The sequence below is a fragment of the Candidatus Bathyarchaeota archaeon genome (assembly GCA_026014735.1).
GTDB lineage: Archaea > Thermoproteota > Bathyarchaeia > Bathyarchaeales > Bathycorpusculaceae > Bathycorpusculum.
Map to the genome: position 1 here is coordinate 331,517 of JAOZHT010000002.1, position 17,338 is coordinate 348,854.

Consider the following 17,338-nt stretch of genomic DNA (forward strand, 5'->3'; position numbering starts at 1 on the left):
ATATTCTCTTTCGGCAGAGTTTGTAGATATATGTCGCCGATGAAAGCTATAAAAACTTTTAGGGATTTGCTGTCTTTCCTAACCATCATCCCAGTTGGGGGAAAAGAGGACTTCATATTCACCACTGCATCAAACATGTGGCTTTTCCCCGTCATCGGCGGCTTCATCGGGCTGCTAGCTGGACTGTACTATATGGCTTCAAGCGCATTAGTGGGATATCTGCTTAATCTGGCCACGGTTTACCTGTCATTGCCCACGCTTTTCTTGGGAACAGCCATTCCCGCAGCCATGACGCTGGCGTTTCTTTTGGTCATCACTGGCTTGCAGCACTTCGACGGCTTAATCGACCTTGGCAACGCTCTGGGCCTACGCAACCTCCATGACCGCAAAATGAAGGCGCACGCATGGACAGTGTCATATGCAGGCGCAGTGTTGGCTTTGGCAGTGGAGTTTCTGGCGTTCCTGGGATTATTTTTGATTAATCCGCTTTACGGGTTTGCCGCGATTGTGCTAGCAGAGGTCTCTGCGAAGCTATCGATGGTCACCATCGTCTGGATAGGTAAACCCTCGCATAAGGGCTTAGGCTCGATTTTCCTTGCCAAAGCCAAAAAACCCCTCAACGCTGCAGCTTACGCCTTTTCGGCGCTGATTGTCTTTGCCGCCTTTTACTTCACAGGCAACACACTTCTGGGGTTAGCGTCAGTGGGGTTAGTCTTCGCCAGTGTACCCGTGGCGTTTGCCATGAGCAGGGTTTCCAACAGCGTTTTCGGCGGGGTTTCAGGCGACATGATTGGGGCAACCAACGAGGTGGCAAGGATGGTTGCGTTGCTGGCTTTTGCGGGGCTGCTTTGGGGGCTGACGCTTTGGTGATTTCCGCGTTGATTATGGCTGGCGGCAGAGGCAGCCGCATGGGGTTGCCTACGGAAAAGCCGATGCTGCCGTTTCTGGGCAAGCCTCTACTGGACTGGGTTGCCCAAGCCGTAAAGTCAGCCAGCAAAGTCGGCGAGTTCTACGTGATAACCAGTCCCAACACTCCCCAAACCGAGTTGCACTGCCAAAAGATGGGCTACAGGTTTGTGCGCACCGACGCCAACGGCTACCATAACGATCTGCGGCAGGCAGTGACCAAGCTGGGCTGGATGGGACCGATTTTAACGATGCCGTCTGATGTGCCAGCCATCACCGGAGCGGTTCTGGATTGGGTAGTCGGCGAGTTTGAGGTCTGCGGCAAAGATTTCTTGGCGGTGTTTGTGCCCATCGAGAAGCGCCTGAGCCTTGGATTGTCGATTTCCAGCACCGACGAGTATGGGGGCGTGTGGTATGCGGTTTCAGGCGTCAACGTCATCAACGGAGCCAAAGTGCTCGGTGAAGGCAAAGTGGAGACTGCAGCGATAATCACGGAGGAAACCGAAGTGGTCCTCAACGTGAATACAACTACGGACTTAGAAATCGCCAGGCAACTTATGCAGAAAAACCAGCCGTAGTGCCGAGGCTCTGACGTGTGATTTTCTCTCTATCCCCCCTTATTTATACTCTAGGCGACTGCCTGGCGAATGCTATGGGGACTGTGCGTTTGCTTGGCTGGGTCAGAGGGGAGGCGGCGGGTGTTTATTGAGACGTTTCGCCGCTGTGCACCTGCAGGCGAGGGGTTTTGGTCTGCTTGCTTTCTTATTTGGCGCCGTTTTCTTTTTCAACATTAATTTCTTTATCTTGCGTTCAAGCGGTTTTAGAGAAATCTTTATGCACCCTCACGCTCCAAATAAACACCCAAGACTAACTCGGAGCACCCCACAGTGAGCATCCTAAGCCACGAAACATTCTGGAACGCCATCGTATCCATGCCCATGACCAAGCGGATGCTCCAGCTTTCACTCAAAAAATGCCCCGGCTGCGGCAGAACCGTGTTGGAGGCGGCGCTGGATGACTACGGCGGCAGAACCGACCGCAGATGCGAAAAATGCAGCAGCCTCTACAGCCAAATCATCGCTTTCTGGATAGAGTTCCTGCGCCGCGCACTGGGTTTTAAGCGTGCCAAAGTCGAGAAGCTGCTAACTGACCGCTATGCACGCAACGCCGTGCTTAACCTGGTTGAGTCTTTCGCGTATTTCGGCATTAAGAAGCCGATGTCTCTTGTTGCGCCTTTCCTTGTAGTTTGGGACTTCACGCATCGCTGCAATTTGCGGTGCAAACACTGCTACAGCAACAGCGGCGAACCCGACGCAGACGAATTAACCACCCAGCAGGCGCTAAAGGTCGTTGACCAGCTTGCCGACGCCCACGTGACCGCTCTGGCTTTCAGCGGCGGCGAACCCCTCACTCGACCCGACTTCTTCACCGTAGCAAAACATGCCTCTGACCGAGGCCTATACGTGTCCCTTGCCTCCAACGGCACGCTTCTCAGCAAGGAAAACGTAGCTAAAATCAAAGCTGCAGGCGTCAACTACATCGACATCTCCATCGACGGCGCAACAGCCAAAACCCACGATGACTTCCGAGGTGTCCCCGGAGCCTACGACCGCGCCGTTGCAGGGCTCAAGAACTGCATAGAAGCTGATATCTGCGCCTGCATCGCCACCACCGTGGGCAAAAACAACATGTCAGAGCTACCGGGCATCATTGACTTAGCCGAGGAACTGGGCGTGGAGCGGTTCACCTACTTCAACTTCATACCCGCTGGACGCGGCAAACAGCATGCTGACCAGGACCTCTCCGCGCAGGAACGCGAGGACGTAATGCGTTACCTGCTTAACCGCATGTCGGCAGGCTGCAAAACCACCATCCTCGCCACCGCCCCGCAGCTTGCACGGGTTGCCGCGCAGTGCCAAGGCGAATCAGGCACCGGCGAAGTCACCATGGCGCTGGCGCACATGCAAACCGTCAAAGTCACCAAAAAAGCCGTGCCGCTGGGCGAGTTCATAGGCGGCTGCGGCGCTGGACGGCTCTACTGCGCCATTTCCCCACGCGGCGACGTACGCCCCTGCGTGTTCCTACCGGTGGATGTGGGCAACCTAAAAGAACGCACCTTCCGCGACATCTGGCTAAACGCCCCGCTGTTCAATGCCTTCCGAAACCGAGACAACCTCAAAGGCAGCTGCAGCAAATGCACCTACAAGTACATCTGCGGCGGATGCAGAGCCCGGAGCGCGGCTTATCATAACGGCGACACCCTCAACGGCGACCCCGGGTGCCTGCAGGGAGTGAAGAATAGAAATGGCGCCTAAAGCGGTCAAAATCAGCCGTGCAGCAGACGATGTAGGCGACATCATAAAAGAAGCCATCAGCAAAGCGGGGCTACGCGGGAAAAAGTGCATTTACATTAAGCCTAACCTGAGCCACCCTGAGTATCTCCCCGGCGTCGTCACCAGCCCCGACGTCATCCGCCAGGTTGTGTCGCAGCTGCGCGATGGCAACAGCGAGGTTGTGGTGGGTGAATCCAACGGCATCAACTATCCCTGCTGGAGCGCTTTTGAGGGAACCGGCGCCAAGGCAGCCGTGGAATCCGCAGGCGGCACCGCAGTCAACCTCAGCGAGGATAAGGTGGTGGAAGTTAAATTCCCAACCAGCGGACCATTAAAGCGGCTGTATTTGCCCAAAGTGGTGGTGGACGCCGACGCCATCGTCGATTTGCCCCTGATGAAAACCCATGAGTTCATGACTTACACTGGGGCGCTCAAAAACCTCTTCGGCTGCATCCCCAGCAACCGCCGCATCTACCTTCACCCGTATCTGCCCGAAGTCTTCTATCGCCTCTACACCGTCCTAAAACCCGACTTAACCATCATGGATGCACGCATAGGCATCGAAGGCAACGGACCCACCAAGGGCAAACCCAAGAAGATGGGGTTGTTCCTCACGGGCAACGACGCGTTGGCGGTGGATATCGTGGCTGCGCAGGTTATGAGGCTTGACTGGAAGAAAACCTACCTTAAATACGTCGCTGACCGCGCGGGCTTTGATGGCGACGCTGTGCAGGTTGAGGGGTTGCCGGTGGAGTCGGTTGCGAAGCGTTTTGAGCTGCCAAACATCGACTTGCCCGTTAAGATGCAGATGATGATTTACCAGCATGAATACGCGACTAAGCTGATGTTCTGCTCACTCGACATTATCCATCTGTTCCAGAGGATAACGAAGGCATACCGTAAAGAACCAATCCAGCTCGTATAGCAAGTGCTAAATTATATGTTCCCTTAACAATCCCAAAGATGGTACCTATGGGGAATCTGACTCCTGAGAATCTGGAAAAACTCTCAAAGCTAAATAAGAATATTAAAACGCTTATTTCACAAGAACCCGAACTGGATAATATCCTTTGTTTAAATAGCAAGCTTAATGGGGTATTTGGTGAAGCAATCGGCTTAGCAAAACTTTACGAAATTTACAAATCTGATGCTTGTTACGAATGGGAAGGAAAGCAGAAGAAAGGGTACGATATACAAATTTCCAAAAACGGTAAAAAAACCCGATTCCAAATTAAAATGTCTGTAGCCGAAGAATTTGTCTTCAGAGTCATTAAAGTAGCTAATTTAAACGCAGACAAAATACGGGGAGAGTGCGAAATTCCAATTTTTGATGAAATTGGGGGTGCCATAAGAAAAGCTATTGATGAAGCTGAGACAGATGTTTGGCTATTAATTCACAATAAAAAAGATGAACCAAAATTTTATTGGATCAATAAAGAAGACATGGCGAAGATAGTCATTGAGCATTATAAAAATGCAGTAATCAACAGAAACCACATAGGCAAAAATTACCATCAATACATTGAAAAAGATAATGTTTACCGACCACATATCATACAAAGAGAAGATGGTAAACTTCTAGAAGAATGTAATAAGATAGGTCAGGTTAGAGCTTCCTCGTAGACTTTCATGGCGTCTTTCACCACAATGCGCCAGTCCAGTTCCCGTTCCACCGTCTCCCGCGCCGCGGCCCCCATCTGCGCCGCCTCCGCTGGGTGCTCCAGGTGATAGAGGATGGCCTCGGAGAACAATTTGGAGTTGAAGGGCGCTACGAGCAGGCCGTTTTTGCCAGTCTGGATGGTTTCGGGTATGCCGCCCACGGTTGTGGTGACTACTGGCAGCCCAGTTGAGAGTGCCTCCAAAACTGCGAAGGGATGATGCTCATAAAACGTGCTAAACGCAAACACGTCCGCTGCCTGATAGAGCTTGGGCAGGTCTTTGTCGGGGGTGTAGCCTGTGAAGACGATGTTGCCCATTACGCCTAGGCGGGTGGCGTGGGCGATGAGTTTCTGCATTTCGTCGCTTTGCCCCTTGCCCGAGATGATGAATTTGGCGCGGGGGAACCGCTTGACGACGGCGGGCATGCTCTCGATGAGGGTGAAGAGGCCCTTGCGCGCGTATAGGCGCCCCACTGAGACGATGGCGAGGTCGTCGGGTTTTAGCCCAAACTGCGCCTTAACCTTGGCTTTGTCGTCGGTGGGCTGGAACTTGTTTATGTCTACTCCGTTGTGGATAACGCGGATTCTGTGGGCGGGGATCTTGTAGTAGTTGGTGAGTTCCCATTTGGTGAAGTGGCTGACCGCGATGATTTTGCGGGCGCGGTGAATCATGCCTTCCTCGAAGAAACGCAGCATACGGTTTAAGCTGACGAGCACCTTTTCGTTGGCGTTAAGCCGCATAAAGGGTTCGCCGCGGATGGCTTCGGCTTCGCCTTTCCATGTGGAGTGGACGGTGCAGACAAGCGTTTTGCCATAGTTGGCTGGAACCGCAAAGTTGGGCGTCAGGGGCAACTGGGGATGCATGATGTCTATGTTGGCGGTTTCTTTGATGCTTTGGAGTTTGCGGTTGCTGTTGCCGGCTAGAATGAAGGATTTTACTGCGGGCATTTTGGGGCTTTTAAGGAAGGATACGTCGAGTTGGGGGTTGACATGGACGTCTCTGGTTTGGTTGCTGCCAGTGACGACATGAATTCTGTAGCCGTTTTTGAGGAGCTGATTGCTAAGGTAGTAGACGTAGCTGCCTGTGCCGCCGGTGAGGGGCCAGTATTCGGGGCTGATGAAGCAGACTTTAGGCGCCGTCAACGGTTCCGCCCCCTCAGATAGTTAACGGTGGCTGCTACTGCGCCAGCAAACCACGCCGCGGACCGCACATAGTAGAGCACCACCAGTCGCATAGCGGACCTGTCATGGAAAGAGGCGGAGATTTTGGCGGCTGAGTAAACAAAGTAGAGCAGCATCGCAAGAAGAATCAGCCCAGTTCCAACCCACAGGAGCCGAAGCAGCGGCACAATACCCAACACAAAAAGGGCAAGAGCGGAAAGCAGCAGCAGCGGCTGGATATTCATGCCCACATCGGTGATTTCGTCGCCCCGCGCCAGACGCCCATGCCGCAGGTAGAGGCGAAGCGTGTTTTTGCCGTATTGGCGCTGCTGCCGATAAAACGCCTTCAGCGTGGGACGGTTGTAGTGGTAGCAGACCGCGGCGGGTTCATAGGCGATTCTGTAGCCGAGTTTGCTGAGGCGGAAGCCGAAGTCAGTGTCGTATTGGCTGGGGAAATCCTCCGCCCACCCGCCTACCTCATCCACCACCGATTTTTTAAGCAGCAGATTCATGGTGGCTATGCGCCCGGTGTATTTGCCGATGCGGCGGTAGCGGGTTTTCAGTTCGTAGCCGATGCTGCGCGCCCAGGGGTTGGTGTGGTTCCAGGTTTCGATGCTGCCGCTCACACCAGCCACCTGCGGCTCGCTGAGGCGAGGGACAAGTTTTTTGAGCCAATCCCGCTGCACCTTCGCGTCTGAGTCGATGAAGCAAAAAACGGGGTGAGAAGCGATTTTTTGGGCGTAGTTGTAGGCTGCGGGGCAGTTCAGGGGTAAAGAAACCACTTTTATGGGAAACTGCTGGGCAATCTGCACCGTGGAGTCCTTGCTTACCCCATCCATCACGATAACCTCCAAGAAGCCCTCTGGGTAATCCAGCGCCAAAACTGACCGGAGACATTCCCCTATGGTGTCCTGGTTGTTGTAGGATGCCACTATGATGGAGACTTTTGGAAGCGAAGTTTCCGCCACGTCTCTATCCCCTCAGATACGCCACAACGATTGAAAGCAGAATTTTTGAGCCATCCACCATCGGATCCACGCCGGAGCGGCCGTAGGTGCGCTGCTCAAAAGTGATGGGTACCTCGGCTACGCGAAAGCCAGTTTTGGCGGTTTTCACCAGCATCTCAGATTCTATTTCATACTCATCGGACTTTAGCCTTTTGCCAATCAGCACCGACCGCTTCATGGCTCGGTAGCCGCTTTGACTGTCGGTGATGGCGACTCCGGTGATAAGCTGGATGAGGCTGTTGAAGATGCGTACGCCGAATTTGTTGAGTTGGCGGGCTTCCACCCGTTTATGGTTCATGTAGCGGCTGCCGATAACCAAGTCAGCTTGGTCAGATAGCACGGGCGCAAGCACCTCGCCGAGTTCCTCGGGCCAATGGGACCCATCAGAATCTATCGTTACGATTATGTCGCCTTGGGCTTTAAGAAACCCCGCCCGCAGCGCGCAGCCCTTACCTAGATGCTGCCTTAAACTCAAAACCCTCACGCCCCGGCGCTTGGCAACCAGCAGCGAGCGGTCATAGGAGTGGTCGTCGACCACGATGACTTCGCTTTGTAACCCCGTTTTCTTTGCCGCCGCCATGGTGCGGTCAATGATGTTGCCTATGGTTAATTCCTCGTTGTAAACGGGAATTATGATGGAGAGCAGCATTTGACGTCGGCTCATTTTATTTAAGAAGCCAATGGAAGACCTTATAAAGTTTGGCTACCCCAACCATGTAACCAATCAAACGGGCAAGTCGGGAAAGATGCAGACCACAAACAAAGGGCAAGGCCAAATAGACCGCAAAGTATGGTTTTCCATGTGGTTCCTAGGCGCCGTTGTCACGTTTGGCGTGGCGTTTTTTCCCATGTTCCATCGCCTCGTCGAGGGCAGAAACCGTCACCTGCAGAAAGAGGCAGAAATGGAGCAGAAAGTCGCCGCTTACCTGCAAAGCAAAGGCAAACCCGCCCCGCCCACCAGTCAACCCTACAAGCCCCGTAACTCGAAGCTGTGGGCTGCAAGCATCATCCTGGTTGTGCCCGCGTTTGTCATCGTTTATTTGCTTACGCGGGATTTAGCCAGGCATGAGCAGAGCCAGGATGCCTTCCTCGCTGCTGCATTGCCAAGCCGCGTTTTCATGCCCCAGACAATACCGTTAACCACATATGTAGCGGTAACAATAGCCACGTTAGGTGTAGGTGGCGTGTACTGGCTATACAAGCTGGTTAACCTCTACAACGCCCACTACAAAGCAGACCTGCAAGCAGAAAAAGAGCTGGGCAGGCTACTGGAGGAAAAATAGTGTCAAGCACATGTAAAAAACGCAGATTCATCAGCCACGGCGGCGACATCTGGGGCTTTAGCAGAAAACACAGCATCCCCCTAGAAGAAGTGCTTGAATTCAGCGGACCCATCAACTTCATGGGGCCACCCCCCAAAGCCGTCCAAGCCGTCAAAGACAACGCGCGACTCATCAAATTCTACCCCGACCCCAACCCCGTTGAGTTCAAAGAGGCAATCGCAAAGTACGTGGGGCACGGCGTAGACGCAGAGAACGTGCTTTTGGGCAACGGCTCAATCGAGCTCATCTACATGATAACCGAGGCTTTGCCGCAGAAGTTTAAGGCAGTTATTCCAGTGCCCTCCTTCTCGGAGTACGAGAAAGCGGCGCTGCGAGTCGGCGGCGAAGTCACCTTTGTCCAGTTACCCCCCGACTTCTCCATGGACAACCAGAAAATCAAGGCAGCCGTAACCGAGGACACCAAAATCGTCTGCATCTGCAACCCCCATAGCCCCTCAGGCAGACTCTACACTAAAGACGAAGTGATGGATTTAGTGGATTTCTGCCAAAAGAAAGACATCATCTTCAGCATTGACGAGAACTACATTGAATTCGCAGCGGAAGGCGACGCCAACACCGTCGCGGGTATGGTGCGGGAATACGAGAACCTCTTTGTCATCCGCAGTGTCACCAAATTCTATGGTTTAGCGGGCTTGCGTTTCGGCTACGCCATCGCCGCAACCAACCTCATCGACAAACTCGAAACCGTCCGGCAACCCTGGAGCATCAACGGCTTAGTTCAAGTCGCCACGCTGGGCGCGTTTAGCGACACCGAATTCATCGAGAACACCAAAGAAACCATCACCAAAAACCGCGCTGCACTCGCCAAGGCATTGAGCGAAATCGAGGGCCTACAGGTGCATCCCTCAACCACCAACTTCCTGCTGGTGAAAATCCTAAACCGCAAAGTCACCTCAACCATCCTAAAAGAGCTACTTGCCAAAGAACGCATCCTGGTCCGCGACTGCTGCACCTTCATGGGCATGGATGACAGCTACATCCGCGTCACGGTACGCTCAGCCAAAGACAACCAAATACTTGTCGACAAAATCAAGGACATATTCGCAGCCAATTAACTTTCTTTAAATTTTTTCAAGCGTTTCTGGATTGGCAGTTTGTAGGAGCATTTGCGTTCGCATTCCCCGCAGTCAATGCACACGTCAGCTTTGACTTCTAAGCCGCCGTAGAGCCGCTGTGCCCACTGTTTTAAGCCGTAGATTTCGGCGAAGTCTTGGAATCTTAGGGCGGCGGGTATGTTGATGTTTCGGGGGCAGGGCAGGCATGCAGCGCAGTCGCGGCACCAGTCCCCAGTGAGGTCTGCACCAAAGCGCCGCTGCTCCTCTGCGGTTAATCCATGGTAGTTTGCGCCTGCTTGGGCGGCAACCTCCACCTCGCCGACGCTGCGCAACCCCGGAATAACTGAGGCGATGTCCTGTGAGAGGGCAAACCGCAAAAGACTCTCCACCTGCGCCTCCGCCGACTCGCCCAGCAGCGCCTTGAGTTCGGGTTCCTGCGAGACCAGCGAAAGCGAAGGCTGATAGAGGCAGGTGATTAAATTCGAGGTTTTCGCCGACAGCGGCTTCATAGCCACCACCCCAACGTCATGCGCTTTTGCAACGGGCAGCAGCACCTCCAGCGCCTGCCGCGTCACCACATTAAGAGGCACCAGCACCGTGTCAAACTCGCCGCTTGCCACCGCCTCCGCCAGCACTGCCGGCTTATGCCCCGTGATGCCCACGAAATCCACCAAGCCCTCACGGCGCGCCTCCTTGCAAGTCTGCAGCGAACCATCCTCACCCATGGCTTTGCGCAGGGTTTTTTGGTCGTCGATGCCGTGGAGCTGGAGGATGTCAAGGTGGTCGGTGCGCAGGTTCTTGAGGCTGACTTTAAAATCATCCATCGATTCCCGTTTGGTGCGGCTGCCCGTTTTGGTGGCGATTACGCATCTGCCTCGGACATTCTCGAGTGCTGCGCCGATTTTTTCCTCACTGTCTCCATCCCAGCGTGCAGTATCAAAATAGTTAATGCCTAACTCGAAGGCGCGGCGCACCACCGCCACGGCTTGCTCGACGGGAACCTCAGCTATCCAGGTGCCGCCAAACCCCACCTGCGACACCGCCAGGTTGGTTCTGCCCAGCCGCCGCTTATCCACCGCCCTCACCTAAGCGGTTCCGCTGGCTTTGCGTGTGCCATGGAAAATGCGGGTTTTGGCGAAGTTCAAGAAGCCCTCGCGTTTGGCTCGCTTGTAAATCTGCCGTGGCGTCATATGGAACTCCTTAAAGAAGCGGCGCTGAATCGCCTGGAGGTCCTCGTAGGTGTACTCGTCGCTTTTGACGCTGAGCAGGTACTCGTCGAGTTTAGTGTATTTGCCGCTCTCAAGCAGCTCGTTGTAGAGTTTGCTGTCGGGGTAGGCGATGAAGGTGTTGAATTGGCACCAGTCAGGGTCAAGTTTCTTAGCGAATTTAAGTGAGGCTTCCATGTCCGCGAGGGTTTCGTCGGGCAAGCCCAGCATGAAGCTGCAGGCGGTTTTGATGCCGTGCTTCTTGGCAAGCTTAAACGCGGTTTGCACCTGCTCGGGCGTGGTGTTTCTGCCGATGCGTTTGAGAATCCGCGGCGACGCCGACTCCACGCCAAACCAGATGGTCCGGCAGCCCGCTTTGCTCATCAGCCCCAAAAGCTCATCGGTCACCAGGTCCACTCGGGTGTCACAGACCCATTCCAGATTCAGCTTTTTCTCTATCATGAGGTTGCAGAGCTCAACGGTTTTCTCCTTGCGGAGCGTAAAGTTGTCGTTGATGAAGTAGATGCCCCGTGTGCCATATCGGCTTTTCAAATCCTCGATTTCGCCGATTACCCGCTTTGGGCTGAAGCCGCGCCAGGTGTTACCCCAGAGCTTGCGGGTCTCGCAGAAGCCGCAGCTAAACACGCAGCCCCTGCTGATGCTCATGACGTCGGCGGGTTTGGCGTCTAGGAACTCGATGGTGCGGTCATATTGCTCCAGCGGCAAAAGGTGCCGTGCAGGATAGGGGATTTCATCCATGTCCTGGATGTAAACGGGGGGGTTTTTGATGTTGCCATCTTTGCCCCGCATGCCCACGCCGGGGATGGAGGCGATCTGAGCGGTGTTGCCGCCTGCGATTGCGTCTGCGAGTTGGGTTATGGCGCGTTCGCCCTCGCCCATCACTACATAATCGATTTCGGGATGCGCTAGGAGGCTGTCGGGTTTGTAGGAGGCATGCCATCCGCCCACCACGATTTTGATGTCGGGGTTCACTTCCTTGATGGCGCGGCTGGTTTCCACGCATCTTGGGTAGGTGGCGCTGCCGCAGGTGATGCCCACAATCTGCGGTTGGAGCTTGCTGATTAGCTGCTTGACTTCCTCGACGGGTTTCTTTAGGAGGTAATTATCGAGCATGTGCACGTTGTAGCCTGCCTTCTCCAGCGCGGCTGCAACATACATCAATCCGATGGGGGGTAGGCGTTTGCCCAAAATCCACGCGGCGTTCTCGGCGGGGGCAGTGGTCATTAAAAGAACCGTGGGTTTAGCTGCAGAATTTGGGGGGTGGGTTTTGGGGGGCATGGTTTTGCCTCTGATATTTTAGGTTTGATGAGATGCGGCTCTTATAGCTTTAACGGAAGCAGGCGCAGAAAACCCAAACCCATGAAGGTTGATGTTCTGTTGCTCAGCCACGTCTACCCCCCCTCTATTTATAGGCTCAACAAAAGCAGTTTAGGCAACCGAAAACCCCTGCAGATGTTAACATGCCCATTGACGGGTTGGGCAGCTGCAGCGTTTTAAGTACAGGAACTGTGCAGTTGCTCTGCAGAGACCTCCCTCCCCTTATATTAAGCCGCAAAAGGGGCTGGGCTATTTTTTGGCTATCCAGTAACTCATTTCGGGCTGACAAAGCAGACGGTACATGGGAAACAGCGGGTTGGGGGTCCAGGTGGCGGTTTGGTAGTAGTCGGTGCGCTGGTAGGCGCTGAAGCCCTCGGAATGGAAGACTTCGGCGATGGCTTGGTGGTTTATGGCGTGGTCTTTTTTGTGCCAGAAATCAGAGAGCGTGTAGTCGATGTTTGGGACGTGTAGGCCGGTGAGTTGGAAGTAGAGGCCGTTGATGATTGGGTTTGAGTGGAAATAGAGGTCCTTGACGAGGTTGGTTAAGCCGCTGTGCTCGCTGCGCCAATACGCGGGGGAAGCCTCATGGTCAATGTAGACTACGCCGCCCCGGCGCAAATAACCGCAGAGGGTATGCAGCGCCGCGACATAGTCGGGCAGATGATGCAGCACACTGTAGAAGGAAACCAAATCAAAGCTCTCCGCCTCAAAACTAAGCTCCTCAATGGGCGAGTTAATCACGGTAAGCTTGCCGGGCAAATAGGAGGCGTATTTCTTTTCAAGGATACTGCACATTTCAGGGGAAATATCCGTCGCCGTCACAGAGTAGCCCAGCTTTAGGAGTTTACCCGTGAGGTTGCCGGTGCCGGCGCCCACATCAAGCGCCCGCTTCTGGTTTCCGCTGATTTGAGCGGTGACAGCTGCAAGTTTGCTGGTTATGCGTTTCTGCTCTTTGCGGCTGTAGACTTCGGGGTGTAGAAGTTGGTAGTACTGGGCTTCGTGCTTGTGCACTTCGATGTTTGCCTGATGGATTTGCTCTTTGAAGGTTTGGTTGACTTGCAAGTGGATACCTGCCCAGAGTTGGAGTGTGTGGTGTATGTTTGTTTTCCGAATTAATATATCGTTTCTATCTACGCGGGTTTACTTGAAAAGGGCGCTGCGGGGAAGTTTCATCGGGGTGTTTGCTGGTTTGGTACGTCTAACTTGACCACCGCATAATTTGCCGCTTTGCTGGATGTGTCCGCTTCTTAACTCAAAAAAAGAGATGTGTTTCACCGTTTTTTTGCATATTTTTTCCCAGAAAGATTTATTACCCAACAGCAAACAATTTTTTCTCCTCAAAGGGTCATCTCGTGCCAAGCAACAACAAAATAGACGAAATCGATGCAAGAATACTCCAGCGGCTCCTTCTCGAATCCCGAACTACTTTTACAGATATTGCGCATGAATGCGACATAACAGTTGGAGCCGTAAGAATGCGGTATAAGCGTCTATGGCGCGAAGGAATAATAAACGGGGAAGTAATGCTCGTAAACCCCCATTGCCTGGGCTACCGCCACATCATCGACCTCGGCATCTTCACGAAAGCCGCGGATGAACAAGAAGTCTTAGCGTACCTAGATACGAAACCCTACATATCCGACGTCATTAAACACATGGGCAAATACACATACTTCGGAAAAACAGCCCTAAAAGACCTAAATCAGCTTTCAAAAATCGTTGAGGACCTCGAAGAAAACAGCAAAATCATACGTGTGGAACCGCTGATTTGGGCAGAAGCAGTAAACGTAGAGTTTCCACATAACTTAATCATAAAACCCCTAAAACATAAAACGGAACCTGCAAGAAGCCAAAGACCAGCCTCAACCGACCTGGATAAGGCCTTCACAGATTTTGATGAAATCGACCTCAAAATCGCAACTGTACTATCCCGGCAGTCCAGGACTCCCTTTAGGCAGATAGCTAGCGACCTTGGCTTATCAACCAAGACAGTTATCCAAAGATACAATAGGCTTCGAAAGAACCTGCTTACTTTATCCTCAGCTACACTTGATTTAAGCAAACTAGGATACGAAGCCCTCATAAACCTCTACGTTACGGTAAACAACCGAAGCAAGCTCAACGAGATATACAGCAGCTTACTCAAGTTACCCAACGTTATAGTCATCATAAGACTCATCGGCAACTATGACTTATACATCGGCCTAGTCGTCGCTGACTTTGGAGAACTCTTTGCAACTCGAGCGGAAATAAAAAAGATTCCAGGGATGGAAACTGTAGAAGCATTCGTGGTTCCAGCGCCCAAGTCGTGGCCGCTAAACCTGTTTAGTTCCCTCCTCGAGGGTAATGTGATGCGGCCTAAGCATTGGACAGTTAACTCTAACATAAAACAAGCCAACCCGCCTTAAGAGAACTTGCATTTTTGTTTGGGAAGAATTTTGGGGTTTGCTGAGGCTCTGGGCAACTTAGGAGAAAGATGAGTGGAACACGACAACTATAGCAGGTTATCGTTAACTTCCTCCAGAGCCTTTTCAGCCCCATTCTGTTCTTCCATGACTAAAAAAGGGAAGGGGAAATTGTGTTTTTGCTGTTTTATGGACGTTTATTGACCATGAGCATGATCACTGCGCCAACGAGAACGATGGCGATTATGATTGCTGCTACTGCGGGCAGGAAGTACTGGTCAACGACGGATGCTGGTGGTGCCTCTGTGGGTGCTGGTGTTGCTGATGATTCTCCGACATTAACGTGGGTAGCGGCTGTTGAAGGCCAATACGCGTTAGTGCCAGCGAACGATGCGTAGATTGCGTAGTCGCCTGGAACGTTTGGTGTTGCCCAAGTATAGTGGAAAGTGCCGTATGCGTCGCTGGTTGCATCGCCTAAAGTGATGTAGTTGCCGTTAGGGTCGACTGCGTAGAGTGAAACGGTGACGCCTTGGAAGTCCATCGGTAGTGGTTTCTGCTGGTAGACATATCCCATCCAGTTTTCCATGCTCTTGTCAGATGCCAATGGAACACCGTTGGGGAAGCGGGCTGCTTGCTCATTCTGAGTTGTGCCGGAAGCGATGTCTTTGACTGTGCCCTGGATAACGATGCTGTTGCCTGCTGCTACAGAGGTGAGTGGTGCGTCAACAGTGATTGCGCTTGGTCCGCGGCCGACAACGTAGATTTCGTTGCTGTAGCCGTTAAACCAGGTTGAGTAGCCGTCAGCCATGGCGTAGCTCATTGCGAAGAATTCGCCGACGTATGAGTTGAGTTTCCAGATTTCTGAGCCGTCTGTGCCGTTGATTGCACGTGATACTGAGCCCTTGTAGATTGGGGTGCTGACTGTGTGTTCTGTGGTGACTGTGTAGAGGGTTCCGTCGCTGCCGACTGCGTTGATAAAGGTTGGGTAGACACCGTAGGCGTTGTAGAAGCCAGCGCTTGTGCTGTTGCCTTCGCCGCCGTTGCCGTAGGTCCATAGTAAGTCGCCTGTGCAGAGGTCGTATGCATAGAGGATGCCGCCTAATTGTGCACTGTAGAGTTTGCCGTTGTCAGTGACGCCGTTAATGTATGGTAATGCGGGGTTGCCGTAGTAGTCAAAGGCTGTTTGGCTCTCGGTTGGACCCCAGATTTTTGCTCCAGTGTCCATGTTGTAGCCTACCCACTGCATAGTTTCTTTGTAAGCTTCAACGAAGACGCGTGATTCATAGTCAACTGGGCCGCTGATGACAGTGATGTTTCCTGCTGGTGCAGTAACTGTGTTACGCCACATTACTGTGCCGATTGCGCCTTTAGAGGCGTTTAGGTTGACAGCAAAGTAGGTGTAGGGTGTTGAGCTTGTGACGCCGAATTGGCTGGTTGCTAAGCCTGGGAAGGTGCCGTTCATGCAGATCATTACGTCGCCGTATTTAGCTGAAAGCACTGTGAAGCCGGGGTTAGTGGTGGGACCAAACATGCCCATAGTTGTAACCATTGGGATAGCGTTTGCCCAAGGTATGGATATGTTATAGTCATAGCGAGTGCTTGCTCCGCCGTCGATGACGCCGCTTGCCGCTGGGCTTAAGCCAGTGCCGCTTTGTCCGTTCTGGAAGCCTGAGCCTGACCACAGGTTAGTTGAGTTCCACTGCATTAATCGCCAGTTTGGATTAGTTTCGTTGCCAATGTTCTGCATGACATACTTGAGTTGTTCGCCCCATGGACCCATAACGGGTGGAGACACTGCTGCGCCTGCGGGTGAACCGCCGCCGAACAGAGATGCTCCGGAGGGAACGTTGGTTACGTTGAATAGTGGTGTGCCTGTGTCTGCGTCATATGCCTGTGCAAAGTTTGCGGTGAAGAGGATTGCTGGATAAACGCCGTGCTGGTTAGGGTCTTGTACATCCCAGAGTAATGCGAATGATGGTTGAGGTATGTTCTTTGACCAGAGTAATTGACCGGTGCGTAAATCAACACAGTTAAGTGGTCCACTGTTGGTGCCAGTGAACGAGACGGGGTCGTTGTAGTAGAGTTTGCCGTTAACGATAATTGGGTTTGAGTATCTTTGGTTGTATGCTGAGCCTTCAAATTCTGTGTCGCCTTGAATTTCAAAGTTGTTTCCGCCTGCAACACCGCCTGACTGCAGTGACTTAGTCCACATGATGTGGCCGGTAAGGGGACCAACGGCGTCGCCGGGGTTTCTCATTGCCCATGCATTAGACCAGACACCGTAGCCGGCTGCGCCTGTGCCCAACCAGTTAGATGAGATACTCCACCAGTCAGTGTTCTCTCCGTAGATTGGACGAGTCCAATATTCTGTTGGGAGGGGATAACTGGTGATGGGGTTGGGTAAGGGTTCTTCCTGGACGGTCAAGGTTGTTTTGGCGTGGCTTGGCAGGTAGGTGTCGTTGACGAAGGCTGAGGCGGGGTTGTGGCTGTAGGTGTTGTAGTCTTGGCCTGGGAAGTCAAAGTCGAAGGTGTAGTTGCCAACCTGGGTTGGAGTGAAGGCATAGAATTGTGATGAGGTAGTGTCGATTACGGTTTCGAAAATTTCCGTTTCGATGTGACCATCTGGGAATGTTATGGTTAGGTTGTAGTTGTGGAATCTCCAGTCGTTGGTTAAAGCGATGGAGGGGTCAAAGGTTTTGTCGAGCCACATCAGTACGCTGACTTTTTGGTTAACGCCGACGGGGTTAGGTGAAACGTTGATGAAAGCGTAGGTCGGTATGTCCCATGCGGGATCGTGCGCCGTGGTGGTTGGTAATAGAACCATGGATGCACTCATTGAAATTATGAGGAACAATGCTATTGAAATTGCTGCTAATTTTTTCTGTAACAAAGTTTTTTTCTCTCCTAAATTTCGGTAACCCATGTAA

General features: G+C 52.7%; 15 protein-coding genes. 8 read left to right on the forward strand and 7 right to left on the reverse strand.

From position 1 onward, the window contains the following. Positions 1 to 39: 39 nt before the first annotated feature. The 5 genes from NWE93_07570 to NWE93_07590 all read left to right on the forward strand — a co-directional run bounded on the left by NWE93_07570 (position 40) and on the right by NWE93_07590 (position 4,862). Positions 40 to 870 carry an adenosylcobinamide-GDP ribazoletransferase gene (locus tag NWE93_07570; protein ID MCW4000082.1) on the forward strand — a complete coding sequence of 277 codons (831 nt, stop codon included), beginning with the start codon at positions 40 to 42 and terminating at the stop codon, positions 868 to 870. Next, positions 849 to 1,484, forward strand: a complete 636-nt coding sequence (locus tag NWE93_07575) for an NTP transferase domain-containing protein (protein MCW4000083.1) — start codon at positions 849 to 851, stop codon at positions 1,482 to 1,484. The genes NWE93_07570 and NWE93_07575 overlap by 22 nt, the downstream gene beginning before the upstream one ends. 309 nt (positions 1,485 to 1,793) lie before the next feature. Continuing rightward, a complete protein-coding gene (locus NWE93_07580) occupies positions 1,794 to 3,221 on the forward strand; it encodes a radical SAM protein (GenBank protein MCW4000084.1) in 1,428 nt (475 codons plus the stop codon). Continuing rightward, positions 3,211 to 4,164 (forward strand): DUF362 domain-containing protein, encoded by a 954-nt coding sequence (locus tag NWE93_07585; protein ID MCW4000085.1) that lies wholly within the window; start codon positions 3,211 to 3,213, stop codon positions 4,162 to 4,164. Before NWE93_07580 ends, NWE93_07585 begins: the two co-directional genes overlap by 11 nt. A gap of 47 nt (positions 4,165 to 4,211) precedes the next feature. Further along, entirely contained in the window at positions 4,212 to 4,862 is a 651-nt protein-coding gene (locus NWE93_07590; protein MCW4000086.1) for a hypothetical protein, read from the forward strand. On the opposite strand, the gene NWE93_07595 is transcribed toward NWE93_07590, so the two are convergent. The 3 genes from NWE93_07595 to NWE93_07605 are packed head-to-tail and all read right to left on the reverse strand — an operon-like array spanning position 4,841 to position 7,729. Beyond that, on the reverse strand, positions 4,841 to 6,040 hold the full coding sequence (locus NWE93_07595; GenBank protein ID MCW4000087.1) for a glycosyltransferase family 4 protein: 1,200 nt from the start codon (positions 6,038 to 6,040) through the stop codon (positions 4,841 to 4,843). The genes NWE93_07590 and NWE93_07595 overlap by 22 nt on opposite strands. Further along, positions 6,037 to 7,026, reverse strand: a complete 990-nt coding sequence (locus NWE93_07600) for a glycosyltransferase (GenBank protein MCW4000088.1) — start codon at positions 7,024 to 7,026, stop codon at positions 6,037 to 6,039. Before NWE93_07600 ends, NWE93_07595 begins: the two co-directional genes overlap by 4 nt. A gap of 4 nt (positions 7,027 to 7,030) precedes the next feature. Beyond that, entirely contained in the window at positions 7,031 to 7,729 is a 699-nt protein-coding gene (locus NWE93_07605) for a glycosyltransferase family 2 protein (protein MCW4000089.1), read from the reverse strand. Positions 7,730 to 7,811: 82 nt separating this feature from the next. Between NWE93_07605 and NWE93_07610 the strand changes: the two genes are divergently transcribed. Both NWE93_07610 and NWE93_07615 read left to right on the forward strand, forming a co-directional pair. Beyond that, on the forward strand, positions 7,812 to 8,348 hold the full coding sequence (locus tag NWE93_07610; GenBank protein MCW4000090.1) for a hypothetical protein: 537 nt from the start codon (positions 7,812 to 7,814) through the stop codon (positions 8,346 to 8,348). Then, positions 8,348 to 9,463, forward strand: a complete 1,116-nt coding sequence (locus NWE93_07615; protein ID MCW4000091.1) for a histidinol-phosphate aminotransferase family protein — start codon at positions 8,348 to 8,350, stop codon at positions 9,461 to 9,463. Before NWE93_07610 ends, NWE93_07615 begins: the two co-directional genes overlap by 1 nt. Here the strand turns inward: NWE93_07615 and NWE93_07620 are convergent. From NWE93_07620 to NWE93_07630, 3 genes are all read right to left on the reverse strand, one after another. Further along, a complete protein-coding gene (locus NWE93_07620) occupies positions 9,460 to 10,539 on the reverse strand; it encodes an aldo/keto reductase (protein ID MCW4000092.1) in 1,080 nt (359 codons plus the stop codon). The two genes, NWE93_07615 and NWE93_07620, sit on opposite strands and share 4 nt — an antisense overlap. A 9-nt stretch (positions 10,540 to 10,548) precedes the next feature. Continuing rightward, positions 10,549 to 11,967, reverse strand: coding sequence for a B12-binding domain-containing radical SAM protein (locus NWE93_07625; GenBank protein ID MCW4000093.1), 1,419 nt, complete (start codon positions 11,965 to 11,967; stop codon positions 10,549 to 10,551). A 288-nt stretch (positions 11,968 to 12,255) separates the two neighbouring features. After that, a complete protein-coding gene (locus NWE93_07630) occupies positions 12,256 to 13,068 on the reverse strand; it encodes a class I SAM-dependent methyltransferase (protein MCW4000094.1) in 813 nt (270 codons plus the stop codon). Positions 13,069 to 13,358: 290 nt separating this feature from the next. Here NWE93_07630 and NWE93_07635 point away from each other — a divergent pair, with 290 nt between their 5' ends. Next, positions 13,359 to 14,414 (forward strand): Lrp/AsnC family transcriptional regulator, encoded by a 1,056-nt coding sequence (locus tag NWE93_07635; protein ID MCW4000095.1) that lies wholly within the window; start codon positions 13,359 to 13,361, stop codon positions 14,412 to 14,414. 184 nt (positions 14,415 to 14,598) lie between these two features. On the opposite strand, the gene NWE93_07640 is transcribed toward NWE93_07635, so the two are convergent. Further along, the gene (locus NWE93_07640; protein ID MCW4000096.1) at positions 14,599 to 17,235 is read right to left on the reverse strand and encodes a PQQ-binding-like beta-propeller repeat protein; all 2,637 of its coding nucleotides are present in this window, start codon (positions 17,233 to 17,235) and stop codon (positions 14,599 to 14,601) included. Between the last annotated feature and the right edge of the window lie 103 nt (positions 17,236 to 17,338).

What these genes read in the sequence shown, in the direction of transcription:
- NWE93_07570 (MCW4000082.1), top strand. Translation starts at nt 40, where the DNA reads ATGAAAGCTATAAAAACTTTTAGGGATTTGCTGTCTTTCCTAACCATC.
- NWE93_07585 (MCW4000085.1), top strand. Translation starts at nt 3,211, where the DNA reads ATGGCGCCTAAAGCGGTCAAAATCAGCCGTGCAGCAGACGATGTAGGC.
- NWE93_07590 (MCW4000086.1), top strand. Translation starts at nt 4,212, where the DNA reads ATGGGGAATCTGACTCCTGAGAATCTGGAAAAACTCTCAAAGCTAAAT.
- NWE93_07605 (MCW4000089.1), bottom strand. Translation starts at nt 7,729, where the DNA reads ATGAGCCGACGTCAAATGCTGCTCTCCATCATAATTCCCGTTTACAAC.
- NWE93_07610 (MCW4000090.1), top strand. Translation starts at nt 7,812, where the DNA reads ATGCAGACCACAAACAAAGGGCAAGGCCAAATAGACCGCAAAGTATGG.
- NWE93_07625 (MCW4000093.1), bottom strand. Translation starts at nt 11,967, where the DNA reads ATGCCCCCCAAAACCCACCCCCCAAATTCTGCAGCTAAACCCACGGTT.
- NWE93_07640 (MCW4000096.1), bottom strand. Translation starts at nt 17,235, where the DNA reads ATGGTTCTATTACCAACCACCACGGCGCACGATCCCGCATGGGACATA.